Genomic DNA, 14,349 nt, shown 5'->3' with positions numbered 1-14,349 from the left:
AATGTTTCCATTCTTAATGCCATTGTATAGATATCAAACAATAATTGCAATCGCTTACAACCTTTTTTATTAAAATAAATGGTGTTGAACTCATTTCATCAAATTGCGTTGATATTTGAAATTTTATTCAATCACATTTATTATCACTTTAATAAATATATAACATAGAGATTTAATAATTTGTAATCTAAACTTTACATTTAGATTAAATTCAATATGTTAGGATGATTATTCACAAATAATTATTTTTATATTTATTTTAAAAATACAAATAGAACAATCGAGAGGTCAGCTATAATGAGAACTTATACATCTGTGATATTTTGGATGCGTGCGATAGCTTGTTTAAGTATTGTTCTTATTCATTCGATTACAACAACTTTTAGCAAAATGGATTTTGTTGGTCATGGTACAACTATTAGAGTATTACAATTACTTCTTATGTTTAGCACACCATTATTCGTATTTATTTCAGAATTTTTATTAGCTAAAAATTATCACGTTAAAACTAAACCAGGATTTTTGAAGAGTAAGTTAATCTATCTATGTATTCCTTATATCTTGATTAATCTTGGTATTTCATATTTTTATTTCGAACCCAAAACATTAGCTCAATATATGCATAATGTCGGAGATACTATGTTTCATGGTGGTGCCGTCACCTACTTTATTGTCATTATCTTCCAATTTTACATATTGCATATTCTTTTTGCTAAGTATTTAATTAAATGGAAACCTATTCCAATGATTATTGGTTCGATAATATTCGCTACAATATACTGGGCGTTCCGCCAGTATGTACCACAATCAGAAAATGATATTTTAGGCTTATTTTGGGAAAGAGAAGGCTGGATGTTATTTTTAGGATGGATTAGTTATTTTTTACTTGGATTTTATACAGGTATTTATTATGAAACATTCATGAAAAATATTAAACGTTTCACTTGGCCCATTATTATAGGACTAGTAATTGCCTCCTCTATTTTAATTGGTAATTACCTGTTAGGCGTTAGTACTTGGGTGGAATCAAAACGTTTTGACATTCCATTTTATGTCACTATGGTCATATTAGTCTTTTTCTTATTCTCTTCTTATATAAAATATGTCCCTAAATTTATATTATTTATTAGTAACTATTCATTTTGTATTTACTTAACCCACTATTTCTTTGTACATGATTTAGGGTTATTAAGAGCTGATAGTTCGATACGTAATATTGTATTTAACTTTATTATCACTTTAGTAGTGTCTGTCTGCTTAGCATATTTATTTAACCTATTTAAGTTTGGTAAATTTATTGTCGGTGGTATCGGTAATATCAAATATGATAGTGTTTATGAAAGTTATAAACATGGCAAAATGAATTAACGTTATTCGCTCCATGAATTGCATATAAAAAAGGTGAGACAGTAACTTATTACTTCTGTCTCACCTTTTATTTTAATTGTCGCTAATTATGTTCCAATTTTGTTTGACAATATCTTGAGTATACACAATATTCAATAATACTATTTCTCATTACTTTCAATACGATTAAATTTTGTTGATTACTTTTGCTCTATAACGTTAAGTTTATTACGCGCCTGTGGAGTTTCATCTACCTTAGCTCTTCGCATTCCATTATAGTTACTTTAGTTTCTTCTGTTATAATTATTATACACACTCGGCTCATACAGGCTGTCTGTATGTTTTTGTTTTCTTACCAACAGCATAATGCCAGCAATCAACCATAGAACCGCCGTAAGCCAATTTAGCGTTAATACGGTAACAATGCCAAGAAGAATAAAGCATACGCCTACAACTTTTGGAATTTTATTAATGAATAAAGCAAATATAATTGCCAAAACAGTGCATATAATCACTATAACTAAAGCTAGAAGAAATATCTGACTAGCAACATCTACTAAATTAGATGCATCTATTTGTGGTTTGCCTTGATCATACATACTGCTATTATAAATAGCATCTGCTAATTCGTTTTTCACGCTTACATCATTTAAAAATGGTGTGATAATTGCCATTAAAAATATTAATATAAACTGTAAGATAATACCAATCCATACAAGTACTTTTTCTCCAGTTCTCTTCATATGTATCCTCCCAAGAAATCATTATGACTCAATGCATCTACTAATTTATTATAACGTCACTTTTAGTATTTTAAAACCGTATTTCAAAGTAATTAAAATATGTTCAACACTATAATTTTCTGAATTTTTGGTAAAATGATATTATTATTTTATAAGGGGATGATAAATTTGGACTTACAAATACAACAACCAGCTACAATAAGAAAAATGATTAAACAAGGAGAACTGACTGACCATACAAGTGGTATGGCCAAAGGCTATATTCAGGCTAATGTTGTCATACTTCCTTCTGCTTACGCTTATGACTTTTTGAAATTTTGTTTTAGAAACCCTAAAACTTGCCCACTCTTAGATGTGTCTGAAAAAGGATCGAAGTCATTTCCTACCTTTGGTCAACAAGCTGACATTACTACCGAAGTTGCTGCCTATCGTGTTTATAAACAAGGTAAACTCATAGAACAAAGACCTAACATCGACGCTTTGTTTACAGAAGATATGGTTAGTTTTTTAATAGGCTGTAGCTTTACATTTGAACATGCATTACTGGAAGCCGGTATTCCTATACGTCATTTAGAGGAAGGACATAATGTACCAATGTATATGACTAATATTCCAGCTGCCGATAGCGGCCAATTTTCTGGTAACATCACCGTAAGCATGCGTCCTATGACTATGCAACAAGCGATTAAAGCAACGGAAATCACTTCTCGTTTTAAAAATGTACATGGTACACCTATGCATATTGGAAATCCTTCAGAAATTGGTATTTCTAATATAAGTAAGCCTGATTTTGGTGAACCTGTAATAATTAAAAATAATGAAGTTCCTGTCTTTTGGGGATGTGGTGTGACACCTCAATCAGTCGCTTTAGATGCTAAACCAGACATTATGATTACACACGCTCCCGGTCATATGTTCATTACAGATATTCCTGATAGCCAATTAAGCGATTAAAGAAAAGCACTTTGACGTATCTAAAAACAAACGTCAAAGTGCTTTTTTATTTTATCTTGCTTCAATGTCTTCTTTTGAAACAATTGGATGATTCTTAAATATAATAGAACATACATAACCAACAATTAAGCCAATAACACCTACAATAGCACCGTAAATAAAGATTTTCACTGGATCGTTAAATCCAAACATAACCAAAAATCCAGCTAACGGTGTAGCAGTACCTGTAGCATCATTGATCATACCGGAAGAGGCAATGACTGCACCTGCAATCGCTCCTCCTATAAAGTTTGCTGTATATATCGGTATTGGATTCGCAGACACTACGTCGGCTTGAGATAGTGGTTCGATACATACTGCAATTCTAGATCTACGGTCACCTAATTTTAGTTTGCTAAACATGGTACCATTGATGAATGAAGAAGCAAATGACACCATTGCTGCAATCGCCATTGGCATACCCGTAAGCCCTAATAATGCAGTTAAAGCCATAGAACTTAGTGGAGCTGTACCAACAACAGTGATGACCCCACCCAAAATAATCCCCATAATAATTGGACTTACTTCAGTTGAACTTTGGATAATGTCCCCTATTTTTAATAGCGAATTATTAACTAACGGCGTTACACCCGTTGCAACTAATCTCGCTAAAGGCGCAATAATAATAATACCTACTATTAAATCTATACCGTCTGGTACTTTACGTTCAGCATATTTCATTAGATAACCAATTACATAACCAGCTACAAATCCTGGTATCAAATCTAAACCACCACATGAAGCAGCGATTGCCAACGCATAAACCGGTGAAACACCAATTGCTAATGATACTAAGCCCGCTGCCGCTACGCCACCTAGACCTCCAGCAGCATCACCTAATTCACCTAAAAACTTAATACCTAATAAATCTCCACCTACATATTTGTGAAAAGCTTCTACTAAAAATGTTGCAATTGCTGCATTTGCTAAAGCTCCCATGGCACGCATACCTTTAGGTGCTCGATATGTAAATATTGTAAATAAAGCTAACACTATAATTAAAAATAATGTTCCAATTAAAATATCCATATTCAATATTCCTCTTTTCTTGTCTAGTAATCGTTAAGTTAGATATGGAAATCGTCATTTAAAAGTTGGCTTGTTCAAACAATCTGTAAAAACTTTATATTTTATAAATTTTGCATTCATGTTTATATAGTCACTATTATTACTCTTACCATTTCACTCACATTTTTATATTTTAACACAAATCTCAATTATATTCCGAACAATTTAATTATTTTTAATTTAAGCTCCGCGGAATATTTTTCAATATAATTTTAATTTGTTCTTTGATATTACACAACCAAATACAAATATAATTCCACTCCCTACAACATTTATGTGAAAGATACATCGATTTTTATTATTTATCCAAACTAAATCGAAACTCTATAAATTAAAACAAGAAATTCAAATTATATAAAATACCGCCAAAACAACAATCTTTTGACGGCATTCTCTTAAATATTATATGAATGTATCATGTAAAATCAGAAAAAACTTGCTTATTGATTAATTGTACTAACAGTTTTAGCAGGTGTGCCGAGTGCAAGCGCATTGGCAGGTATGTCTTTAGCAACCACACTACCCGCTCCTATAACAGCACCTTCACCTATAGTCACACCCGGCAATACAGCTACATTTGCTCCTATCCAAACATTGTTTCCAATATTGATGGGTAAAGCTTTTTCTATCCCTTTGTTCCTCGATTGATAGTCAAGAGGATGAATTGCTGTATATAAGCCACAATTAGGACCAATAAATACATCATCTCCAATCGTAATTTTATTGCAATCCATAAAATAACAATCGTGATTAATAAAGACACGCTGGCCTAAATTGATATTATAGCCATAATCAGCTTGGAATGGACTTAGTAATTCTAATGATTGAGGCTCATAATTTAAAAGCTCTGTTATTATTCCTTGTCGCTGTGCTTGATCGCTAGGACGAACATGGTTTAAATCAAAACATAAATCTTTAGCTTTCATTCGCTCTGCCCCTAAATCTTTATCATTGTTTGCATCGTACCATTCACTAGCTAGCATCTTATTTTTTTCACTCATAATTATTTCTTCCTTTCTTATCATAGACATTTAGTTTAATTCACCTATTATTATAATTACATATTATACTTCAATGCTATTTAGGTCATATGACTTAACAATTGATAAATCAATGTTCCAGCATAATTTCCTACGACGTAACCCAATGTTCCTATTATAAGAATAGGTCCAACAAGTCCTGTCCATCCTTTTCCAATAGCTAGTGCAGCTGCTGTTGTGGGTCCACCTGCTGTGGCATTACTTGCTAATAATATTTCTTCAATTTTAAATTTAAATGCTTTACCTAACAACAAACTTAACCCTAAATTAAAAATAAGTATCATAATAACAAAAACAAAGAGTAAAGGTGCCGTTGTTATAATTGTGGCAAAAGAGGCAGGAATCCCTATAACTACAAAGAAAATATAAATTAAAAAAGTTCCTATTTCAGATGCACCAGCTAACTTTTCAAAGAAGTCTCCCCATATCGCTACCACAATTAATGTTAAAGTAGTTAATAAAAGATAGGCATCTCCAAAGAAAGAACTAATAATAGTGAGCACAACGTTACTTTTAGGTATCCATTGTTGAACCAATTCAGCACCTTTAAAACTTACTGCTACAAGTGTTATTGCACTCGCTACCGAAAATGCTATATCTAGCAATTGAATTTTTTTGGGTTGCCAATACGATTGTTGCACCTTTGGAGATTGTTCTATATTATAATCTGTTTTAAAATACTTTTTAATTAATGGAAGTGAAGGGAGCGCAATTAATAGCATAAAGTACAACGCCATAACGCTATTATCTGCGACTACTGTTGATGACACCATATCCCCTGGTGTTTCAAGTTTAGAGCTTAACGCCGCAAAATTAACTCCACCACCAATATAACTACCTGTCATCATCGCTCCTATCTTATTCAAATAAGGTATCCATTGATTTAATATAATAAATGCAACAAATGTTCCAATCATAGTTCCTATCGAAGCAATGAAGAATATAATCAACAATCTTCTACTTTCTTTCCATATTTTCATAATATTAGAACTAAATAACAGTAATGGTATCGATAAAGGTACAATGTAATCCCATACAGTATCATAAACTGGTGAGCTCGTTGGTATCACCTTAAAGTTAGATAATACCATCGCACCAACAAGTGCAATAATAGCCCCAGAAATTTTACTAGCCCATTGATACCTCTGTTCTAAAAATAAGCTCATAGTTGCCCACACAATAATGATTGCCCATAAAATCCATGTATCTCCTTTGTCTATAAGTGCCCCCACTACCATAAAATCATCCCCTTGCTTATATTTGTTTTAATCTATTACCTATATTCTATCAGTCTCAGTTGTATATTTTTATAATTTTCTGAAAAATTAATTGTCTATACGTTAGCTTATTGATATTCTTACAGTTATAGCGTCATAAACAAGGGGGAAATAATTATGAAACAAAAAATCGGGTTATTTTTAGGCCCTTTACTTTTTCTTATTTTTTACTTTATTCCTGGGATAACAGGGTTGGATGACTCACCTAGAGCTGTACTTGCAGTTACACTATTTGTGGCAATATGGTGGATAACCGAAGCTATTCCTATACCAGCAACATCCCTACTTCCATTAATTCTACTTCCATTAACAGGAGGCACTGATGAAGTTATCGCATCGAGTGCTTATGCTGATCCTATCGTATTTATGTATATGGGTGGATTTATTATTGCTTTAGCCATTGAGAAATGGAACTTACACAAGCGTATTGCAATGACCATTATATCAATGATGGGAACAAGTAGTAACCGTATCATCCTAGGTACTATGATTGCTACCGCCTTTATCTCTATGTGGATTTCAAATGCGGCTACGGCACTCATGATGTTGCCTATTGCTTTAGCACTCATCAAAGAAATTAAAGACGCACAATTTCTTAAGCCTGAGTCTGCTAGTAAATTTAGTAAAGCACTCCTCCTAACTGTAGCCTATTCGGCCTCTATAGGTGGACTAGCAACACTTATCGGTTCAGTGCCAAACGCCGTTTTTGCGGCAATTGCGTCGTCTAGCCTTGATAGGAAAGTATCCTTTGCTCAGTGGATGATTTTTGCCGTACCTCTTACTGTCATATTATTAGCAATTCTTTATTTCTTACTAACGAAATGGTTATTCAGAATTGAAGATGCTGATCATATATCATCAGATTTTGCGAAGAAAGCATTACATGATTTAGGACCTATGTCTAAGGAAGAGAAACTTACGGGAATTGTTTTTCTATTTGTCAGTCTTTTATGGATATTTGGCGGATTACTCCCTGGTTCATTACATATAACAGACACTAGCATTGCAATGTTTGGCGCAGTATTACTGTTTCTCATTCCTGCAAAATCCAAAAAAGGAGGGCTACTTATATGGGGCGATATGACTAAACTCCCTTGGGGTATACTACTCTTATTCGGAGGCGGGTTATCTTTAGCTGCAGCCTTTGAAGATTCAGGACTTACAAAATGGTTTGGTAGCATGATGGGAATTGTAAAACCTCTACCATTAATATTAATCGTGCTAGTATTATCAACAGCAATTCTATTTTTAACAGAGGTGATGTCAAACACAGCTGTTTCTAATATGTTGATGCCAATTAGTATTGGCTTTGCAGCAGCGATTAGCCAAGATCCGTTTATAATTATGGGTATAGTTGCCCTTTCATCTACATGTGCATTTATGCTGCCGATTTCAACACCACCGAATGCAGCCATATTTAGTTCTGACGAAATAGAGATGAAAGATATGGTGAAAGCTGGCTTTATATTAAATATTTTCGCTATCATTGTAATTTCACTCTTTGCTTACTTCTGGTTACCTATCGCATTCGGATTATAAAAAATAAATTAAACACAATCATTTAATATACAACATACAACTTATGTATGATACACTTTCTATACTATGGACGCATGTTTTACTAGAAAAAACACTGTAAAATAACGTTATAAACTTATAGAAGGAGTCAATAATTATGAAATTCTTATTTAAAGGAGCGATAGCAATTGTCTTAATACTTGGTATAGTAAAAACATTCCAGGAACACGATGTTGTTTCAGAAGCGACAAACTATTATAACCAAGTTAAAAGTGGTGAAATTGTACAAAGTATTGAAAACATTAACTTCGACAGCTTAAAAAATTTAGATTTCAATGATCTGAAACCTTCAGATTTCTTCTAACGTTTATACACTTTCTTCTAGATAAAATAATCTACAACTGACATAAATTGTTTATACTGAAATTTCCAAGACAACCTTCAGACATAAAAGCAACGAGACAGCCAAAAGACTGTCTCGTTGCTTTTTATTTTTAATTTTATATTATGATGTGATATAGTCTCCGCCATTCACATGTATAACTTGACCAGTAATATAAGAACTGTCTGCATATGATGCTAAGAAAACGTATGACGGTGCAAGTTCTGCTGGTTGCCCTCTTCTTCCCATTGGTGTATCTCCACCTTGATTCTCAACTTTATCTTCTGAAAAAGTAGCAGGAATTAATGGTGTATAAATTGGTCCTGGCGCAACAGCATTTACTCGAATACCTTGATCAATTAAAGATGACGCTAATGAACGTGTAAAAGCAACGATTGCACCTTTTGTAGCAGAATAATCAATCAGATGAGCCGATCCTCTATAAGCAGTTACACTTGTAGTATTTATAATTGCATCACCATCTGTTAAATGCGGTGCTGCAGCTTGTGATAAGAACATCATGCCAAAAACATTTGTTTCAAACGTCTCTTTAATCTGTTCTGGCGAAACATCTTCAAAGTTATCCTGAGGGAATTGTACGCCTCCATTGTTAACTAATATATTTAATCCTCCAAAATCTTTAACGACTTTATCAATTAAATTTTGTGATGCGTCGACACTTTTTAAGTCATGCGCATATGCTTTCGCATTGACACCTAATGAAGTTAATTGTTCTACTACCGCTTCAGCATCTTCCTGTTCATCGAAATAACCAATCGCCACATCTGCCCCTTCTTTGGCATATAATACCGCAACAGAGCGACCAATCCCCGAATCTCCCCCAGTAACCAATGCAATTTTACCTTGGAGTTTACCACCACTTTTGTAACCTTCCATCTCAGTAATAGGTTGTGGATTCATATCTTTTTGTATACCTGGCTGTCTATCTTGCGTATATCCTTTAATTTCTTTATGGAATTCAGTTAAATTCATATGCTACATACCTCCATTTTACCCTTTTACTGCCAAATACCACTTTCAATAGGAATCAAACATGTTCGACCAACATTCAATAGTAAACAACTTATTAATACCACAAAAAAAGCCTTTGAGAAATATACGGATTTCCCAAAGGCTTACATGGTATAAACAACGTGCAATTTATTCAGCAGACACCTCTGCTAATCATTTATATCTACTTTGTAGTAAATATACTTTTTCTAGAATTAACCAATATAGGCAAGCTTACTTCCATCTATAGCAGTTAAGTTCTATCTTATTTTAAATGACTTCTATGATTTCCTTTAAATTGAATGCTTTACGATCCTACTTGAATGTACAAATGCCATAATTGCAAATATACAATACACAACAGAATAAGTACCCATAACAATATAAACTGGTAACATACTATTACCGCCCATAAGTAATATAAATGCTTTTGCTGCAAAATAAGCATGCAGTAAGGATACAATGAGAGGTAAGCCAAAGTTAAACATCACTTTTAAAGCTAAACCTTTTAACATATCGTAATGTGTATAGCCAATTTTACGTAAAATAATAAAATTTGGTATTTCATCTTCAGTTTCATCCATCTGTTTAATGTAGATGATACAGCCCGCTGCGACTAAAAAGGCTAATCCTAAAAATGATGTAACAAATAATAAAATACCTACAGTATCATCCATCGATTGACGTACCATTTTTTTCGATTCGATATTTGGCGACACTGATTTAGCAACTTGGTTTGCTGCTTTCCAATCACTTTGTTTTTCCAAATTATAACCAAATTGTTGTCTTGTTTCGCTAGAATTAAGTTTTAAATCATTATATTTATCATCACTAACTAATAACACCGGACTACCAAAACTAATTGCACTCATGAAGTTAACGTCTTTTTCTGATCCAACGACTTTAAACGTTTGTTGGGATTGATTTTCTAACACAATCTCACCTTTTTCATTGTGCTGAACCATTCCTCCAGGAGCTACCATATTAACCACTTTCGCACGATTACCATTAACTTGATTATCATTAAAATTTTTGTTGCTCGTAATTAACATCGAATCACGTTTAAACATATCTGGATTACCATTATCTTTAAAAAAAGTATCTTTCGACATTTTCACTTCAGAAACTTCTTTATACTTTTTATCAAAATCGATATGCGCTTCTTTCATTTTACTTTCAAATGACTCTGCTTGTTTATTGTCAATAAAATTAAAATCTTGAGGTGATGTCAAGGCGACATTATCATCAATAGTTGATTTACTGATTGCCCCAAAACAAAGAACAGTAACCGTTACTGCCGATATAGTTGCAATTATCGTTAACGACAAAGCATTTTTCTTCATTCTATGCATGATTGAAGATGTAAATACAACATCAGTGATTGACACTTTGCCACGTTTTGCATTTTTTATCATTTTAAAAATAACAGATACAGAACTTCTAAAGAATAAATAAGCACCTACTACTGTTAAAAACAATATAATAAATGGTGTAAACATCATGTTACTTGAGAATTTCCCAAACATTTCTGTAGACATATAATAGCCAATCACAATCATCACAATACCTAAGATACCTGAGCAAACCTCAACTATTGATATGGTATTCTTTGATACTTCTGATTTTGTACTATCATTCATCATCGATAAAATACTACGTCTGCGTAAGAAAATATAGCTTTGTATAATAATTAGCAGCATAGATATGAATATTAGTAAACCTGTTTGAAATACTGCAGCAAATTGGAAAGTTAAAGCTACACTTGTACTAATATGCAAAACTTTTAACACAACCATGAGTAATAACTTAGATCCAAACACCCCTACTATGACACCAATGATACCAGTGACTAAAAACATAGCAATCTGTTCAATTATAAGCATGCGCAATATATTAGACTTAGTTAGGCCAATCAATTGGAATAAAGCAAATTCACGCGTACGTCTCTTAATAAACAATTGATTTGCATACATTAGGAAGATAATGATGATAAAAAATAAGAAATAAGATCCAACGTCAGACCCCTTTCTTATAATTGCCATTGAATTCTCATTATTAATACTATCTGTATATTTTAAAGTCACGAAACTAAAATATAATACGATACTTACAATCAATGAAAAAATATACATCGCATAATGACGTAAGTTCTGTTTTAAATTCTTAAGTACAATTTGATTAAAACTCATGTGCGACACCGCCTAATGCCGTCTGCATATGAATAATATTTTTATAAAAGGCTTGATTTGAATCATCACCTTGGTACACTTCAGAGTGAATATTGCCATCTTTTAGCATGATTACTCTATTAGAATAACTTGCTGCGACAGGATCATGTGTAACCATAACGATTGTCGCTTCTAAATTTTTATTTAAATCTTCTAAGCGATTTAACAAATCTTGTGCACTTTTAGAATCTAATGCACCTGTTGGTTCATCCGCAAATATAATCGCTGGTTTATGAACGGACGCACGCGCTGCTGCAGTACGTTGTTGTTGGCCACCAGATATTTCATTAGGGTATTTATGGCCTAAATCTTGAATCCCTAAAGCCTTAGTGACTTCACTATAATTTTGCTCTTTCTCTGTTTTAGACATTTTTTGAATGGAAAGTGGTAACATAATATTTTCTTTAACTGTAAGTGTATTTAGCACACTATAATTTTGAAAAATAAAGCCCACTTCTTTTTTTCTGAAATCAGCTAATGCTTTATTACTCATTTTATTTATTTTATTGCCATTGATTTCGACCGTACCACTCGTAATATAATCAATAGAACTTAAGACGTTTAGCAATGTTGTTTTTCCTGATCCTGATGGCCCCATTATCGTAACAAACTCGCCTTTTTCTATAGAAAAATCAAGGCCTTTAAGCACTTCTTGTTGTCTATGTCTGTTGCCATAGCTTTTAGTAAGCCCCTCTACTTTTAATATAGACATGTCCTTCACTCCTTAAATAATTTATAACCTTAGTTTAACTAAGACGCAGTATATTTTCGTTCGTTTCATCTAACAACCTTAGGTTCTAAAATGACAAACTTGTCACACCTTTTGAAAATCATGATTCACTCATATTTTGAACTTTTTATTTTAGAGCTACTTTTATAGCTTAGGAGTAATAACTTTCACCATATGATATAATAGTCTAGTTCATTTTTAAATAAGGAGTAAAATAGATGTTAAATAAAATCAAACGCGAATGGCTAACCGCTCCAGGAATCAATATATTGGCTGGTATCGTCGTCGCCTTAGCATTAATTCCAGAAGCCATTTCATTTTCAATTATAGCAGGAGTAGACCCTATGGTTGGTCTATATTCCTCCTTTATTATTGCAGTTGTTATTTCTTTCGTAGGTGGAAGACCAGCTATGATTTCTGCAGCAACAGGATCTGTAGCTCTAGTTATTGTACCTTTAGTACGTGATCACGGTGTCCAATATTTATTAGCAGCCACTATTCTAATGGGGCTTATTCAAATTATTTTCGGCATATTAAAAATTGGTCGTTTAATGAAGTTTATCCCCAACTCTGTCATGATTGGTTTCGTTAATGCCTTAGCAATCATGATTTTCTTAACACAAATCAAACATATTTTTGGCATATCTTTTGCTACTTATCTATTTGTTATCGTTACCTTATTGATTATCTACCTTTTACCACGTATTTTTAACAAGATACCTGCACCACTAATTGCAATCATATTATTAACAGTAGCTTACATAGTGACTGGTGCAAATGTAGAAACAGTTGGAGATTTAGGTGAAATTAAACGTTCATTACCTCAATTTTTTATTCCTGATGTTCCGTTCAACTTAGAAACACTAAAAATTATTTTCCCATATGCCTTATCTATGGCGATTGTTGGACTTGTGGAAAGCTTGCTTACAGCTCGAATTGTTGATCAAGCAACAGATACCTACAGTAGTAAAAACCAAGAATCTCGTGGCCAGGGAATCGCCAATGTTATCACCGGTTTCTTTGGTTCTATGGGTGGCTGTGCGATGATCGGTCAATCTGTAATCAATGTCCGCTCTGGTGCTACGACGCGCCTTTCAACCTTCACTGCTGGTGTGTTCTTAATTATTTTAATCATCGTATTTGGTGATTGGGTCGTTGAAATTCCGATGCCAATTCTAGCAGCTATTATGGTTATGGTTTCTGTGGGGACTTTTAATTGGGGGTCATTTAAATTCATTAAAAAAGCACCTCGTACAGATGCGCTCGTGATGCTTCTTACCGTAACTATCGTATTAATTACAAGCAATTTAGCATTAGGCGTAATTATTGGTGTAATTGTAAGCGCCTTGTGTTTCGCTACCAAAATTTCAAATGTTTCCGTACAATATGAAGAAATTGACCATGCTATTCATTACAATATCAAAGGGCAAATCTTCTTTGTTTCTATAGATTCATTAATGAACCAACTCAATTTAGAATTACGGGACAAAACTATCTATCTAAATTTTAAAGAAGCACATTTATGGGATGATTCAGCAGTTAATGCCATAGACACATTAATTGAAAATTACCATAAAAAGAACAACAAAATTTATGTCCAGCATCTAAATAAAGATAGTCGTAAAATTGTTAACGAATTAAGTAAAGTAAACCAGCAGCATCTTTTATAAATTCAAGTTAGTTCGCATAGAATACAGAATAAGCATATTAAATTGATTTTGTTGTTTCATTTATTAAGTTCCAACAAAACTAAACTATAGTAAAGTAAAATACGATTATTTTTTATTATTAGTGTGTTTATCATTGAATCAACCTTACGAACAGAATGTATAAAGCAAACAAGCCAAATTAGTAAATCATTATCGTAATATCTTGAGGGACTAGAAATACAAAGTCAATTTGTAAATTTTGATTTTGTATTTCTAGTCTCTCTTTTTTAAAACAACAACATTGACAACTATACCTACTAGGGGTATATTAATGGTGTAAAGATTCTATTGTTACGGACATTT

Annotated in this window: 12 protein-coding genes; 5 read left to right on the top strand and 7 right to left on the bottom strand. The window is 32.9% G+C overall.

Annotation, left to right across the window (positions count from 1 at the left end; genetic code table 11):
- Positions 1 to 297: 297 nt before the first annotated feature.
- Positions 298 to 1,368 carry an acyltransferase family protein gene (locus BTM19_RS05935; RefSeq protein ID WP_029378185.1) on the top strand — a complete coding sequence of 357 codons (1,071 nt, stop codon included), beginning with the start codon at positions 298 to 300 and terminating at the stop codon, positions 1,366 to 1,368.
- Positions 1,369 to 1,631: 263 nt separating this feature from the next.
- On the opposite strand, the gene BTM19_RS05930 is transcribed toward BTM19_RS05935, so the two are convergent.
- Positions 1,632 to 2,090, bottom strand: coding sequence for a DUF4064 domain-containing protein (locus tag BTM19_RS05930; RefSeq protein WP_029378184.1), 459 nt, complete (start codon positions 2,088 to 2,090; stop codon positions 1,632 to 1,634).
- Positions 2,091 to 2,249: 159 nt separating this feature from the next.
- On the opposite strand from BTM19_RS05930, the gene BTM19_RS05925 reads away from it, so the two are divergent.
- Entirely contained in the window at positions 2,250 to 3,044 is a 795-nt protein-coding gene (locus BTM19_RS05925) for a putative hydro-lyase (RefSeq protein ID WP_099265786.1), read from the top strand.
- A 51-nt stretch (positions 3,045 to 3,095) separates the two neighbouring features.
- Here BTM19_RS05925 and BTM19_RS05920 read toward each other — a convergent pair whose 3' ends face one another.
- The 3 genes from BTM19_RS05920 to BTM19_RS05910 all read right to left on the bottom strand — a co-directional run bounded on the left by BTM19_RS05920 (position 3,096) and on the right by BTM19_RS05910 (position 6,429).
- Entirely contained in the window at positions 3,096 to 4,112 is a 1,017-nt protein-coding gene (locus BTM19_RS05920; RefSeq protein ID WP_029378182.1) for a PTS sugar transporter subunit IIC, read from the bottom strand.
- 479 nt (positions 4,113 to 4,591) lie between these two features.
- The gene (locus tag BTM19_RS05915; RefSeq protein ID WP_029378181.1) at positions 4,592 to 5,152 is read right to left on the bottom strand and encodes a sugar O-acetyltransferase; all 561 of its coding nucleotides are present in this window, start codon (positions 5,150 to 5,152) and stop codon (positions 4,592 to 4,594) included.
- 80 nt (positions 5,153 to 5,232) lie between these two features.
- Positions 5,233 to 6,429 (bottom strand): DUF819 family protein, encoded by a 1,197-nt coding sequence (locus BTM19_RS05910; protein ID WP_038679189.1) that lies wholly within the window; start codon positions 6,427 to 6,429, stop codon positions 5,233 to 5,235.
- Positions 6,430 to 6,585: 156 nt separating this feature from the next.
- On the opposite strand from BTM19_RS05910, the gene BTM19_RS05905 reads away from it, so the two are divergent.
- Both BTM19_RS05905 and BTM19_RS05900 read left to right on the top strand, forming a co-directional pair.
- Positions 6,586 to 8,007: an SLC13 family permease gene (locus BTM19_RS05905; RefSeq protein WP_099265785.1), complete on the top strand. Its 1,422-nt coding sequence runs from the start codon at positions 6,586 to 6,588 to the stop codon at positions 8,005 to 8,007.
- 136 nt (positions 8,008 to 8,143) lie between these two features.
- A complete protein-coding gene (locus tag BTM19_RS05900; protein ID WP_029378178.1) occupies positions 8,144 to 8,350 on the top strand; it encodes a hypothetical protein in 207 nt (68 codons plus the stop codon).
- A gap of 141 nt (positions 8,351 to 8,491) precedes the next feature.
- Here BTM19_RS05900 and BTM19_RS05895 read toward each other — a convergent pair whose 3' ends face one another.
- The 3 genes from BTM19_RS05895 to BTM19_RS05885 all read right to left on the bottom strand — a co-directional run bounded on the left by BTM19_RS05895 (position 8,492) and on the right by BTM19_RS05885 (position 12,319).
- Positions 8,492 to 9,361, bottom strand: a complete 870-nt coding sequence (locus tag BTM19_RS05895; RefSeq protein ID WP_029378177.1) for an SDR family oxidoreductase — start codon at positions 9,359 to 9,361, stop codon at positions 8,492 to 8,494.
- 311 nt (positions 9,362 to 9,672) lie between these two features.
- The gene (locus BTM19_RS05890) at positions 9,673 to 11,568 is read right to left on the bottom strand and encodes an FtsX-like permease family protein (RefSeq protein ID WP_099265784.1); all 1,896 of its coding nucleotides are present in this window, start codon (positions 11,566 to 11,568) and stop codon (positions 9,673 to 9,675) included.
- On the bottom strand, positions 11,558 to 12,319 hold the full coding sequence (locus tag BTM19_RS05885) for an ABC transporter ATP-binding protein (protein ID WP_029378175.1): 762 nt from the start codon (positions 12,317 to 12,319) through the stop codon (positions 11,558 to 11,560). The genes BTM19_RS05890 and BTM19_RS05885 overlap by 11 nt, the downstream gene beginning before the upstream one ends.
- Before the next feature lie 236 nt (positions 12,320 to 12,555).
- Here BTM19_RS05885 and BTM19_RS05880 point away from each other — a divergent pair, with 236 nt between their 5' ends.
- On the top strand, positions 12,556 to 14,007 hold the full coding sequence (locus BTM19_RS05880) for a SulP family inorganic anion transporter (RefSeq protein ID WP_029378174.1): 1,452 nt from the start codon (positions 12,556 to 12,558) through the stop codon (positions 14,005 to 14,007).
- Positions 14,008 to 14,349: the final 342 nt, after the last annotated feature.

This window comes from Staphylococcus xylosus, assembly GCF_002732165.1.
Classification (GTDB): Bacteria; Bacillota; Bacilli; order Staphylococcales; family Staphylococcaceae; genus Staphylococcus; species Staphylococcus xylosus.
This window is presented reverse-complemented; position numbering and strand designations above follow the sequence as displayed.

Excerpts from the sequence above, each read along its gene's own strand:
- BTM19_RS05925 (WP_099265786.1), top strand. The coding sequence starts at position 2,250 with ATGATAAATTTGGACTTACAAATACAACAACCAGCTACAATAAGAAAA.
- BTM19_RS05880 (WP_029378174.1), top strand. The coding sequence starts at position 12,556 with ATGTTAAATAAAATCAAACGCGAATGGCTAACCGCTCCAGGAATCAAT.
- BTM19_RS05930 (WP_029378184.1), bottom strand. The coding sequence starts at position 2,090 with ATGAAGAGAACTGGAGAAAAAGTACTTGTATGGATTGGTATTATCTTA.
- BTM19_RS05905 (WP_099265785.1), top strand. The coding sequence starts at position 6,586 with ATGAAACAAAAAATCGGGTTATTTTTAGGCCCTTTACTTTTTCTTATT.
- BTM19_RS05935 (WP_029378185.1), top strand. The coding sequence starts at position 298 with ATGAGAACTTATACATCTGTGATATTTTGGATGCGTGCGATAGCTTGT.
- BTM19_RS05910 (WP_038679189.1), bottom strand. The coding sequence starts at position 6,429 with ATGGTAGTGGGGGCACTTATAGACAAAGGAGATACATGGATTTTATGG.
- BTM19_RS05900 (WP_029378178.1), top strand. The coding sequence starts at position 8,144 with ATGAAATTCTTATTTAAAGGAGCGATAGCAATTGTCTTAATACTTGGT.
- BTM19_RS05920 (WP_029378182.1), bottom strand. The coding sequence starts at position 4,112 with ATGGATATTTTAATTGGAACATTATTTTTAATTATAGTGTTAGCTTTA.
- BTM19_RS05895 (WP_029378177.1), bottom strand. The coding sequence starts at position 9,361 with ATGAATTTAACTGAATTCCATAAAGAAATTAAAGGATATACGCAAGAT.
- BTM19_RS05915 (WP_029378181.1), bottom strand. The coding sequence starts at position 5,152 with ATGAGTGAAAAAAATAAGATGCTAGCTAGTGAATGGTACGATGCAAAC.
- BTM19_RS05885 (WP_029378175.1), bottom strand. The coding sequence starts at position 12,319 with ATGTCTATATTAAAAGTAGAGGGGCTTACTAAAAGCTATGGCAACAGA.
- BTM19_RS05890 (WP_099265784.1), bottom strand. The coding sequence starts at position 11,568 with ATGAGTTTTAATCAAATTGTACTTAAGAATTTAAAACAGAACTTACGT.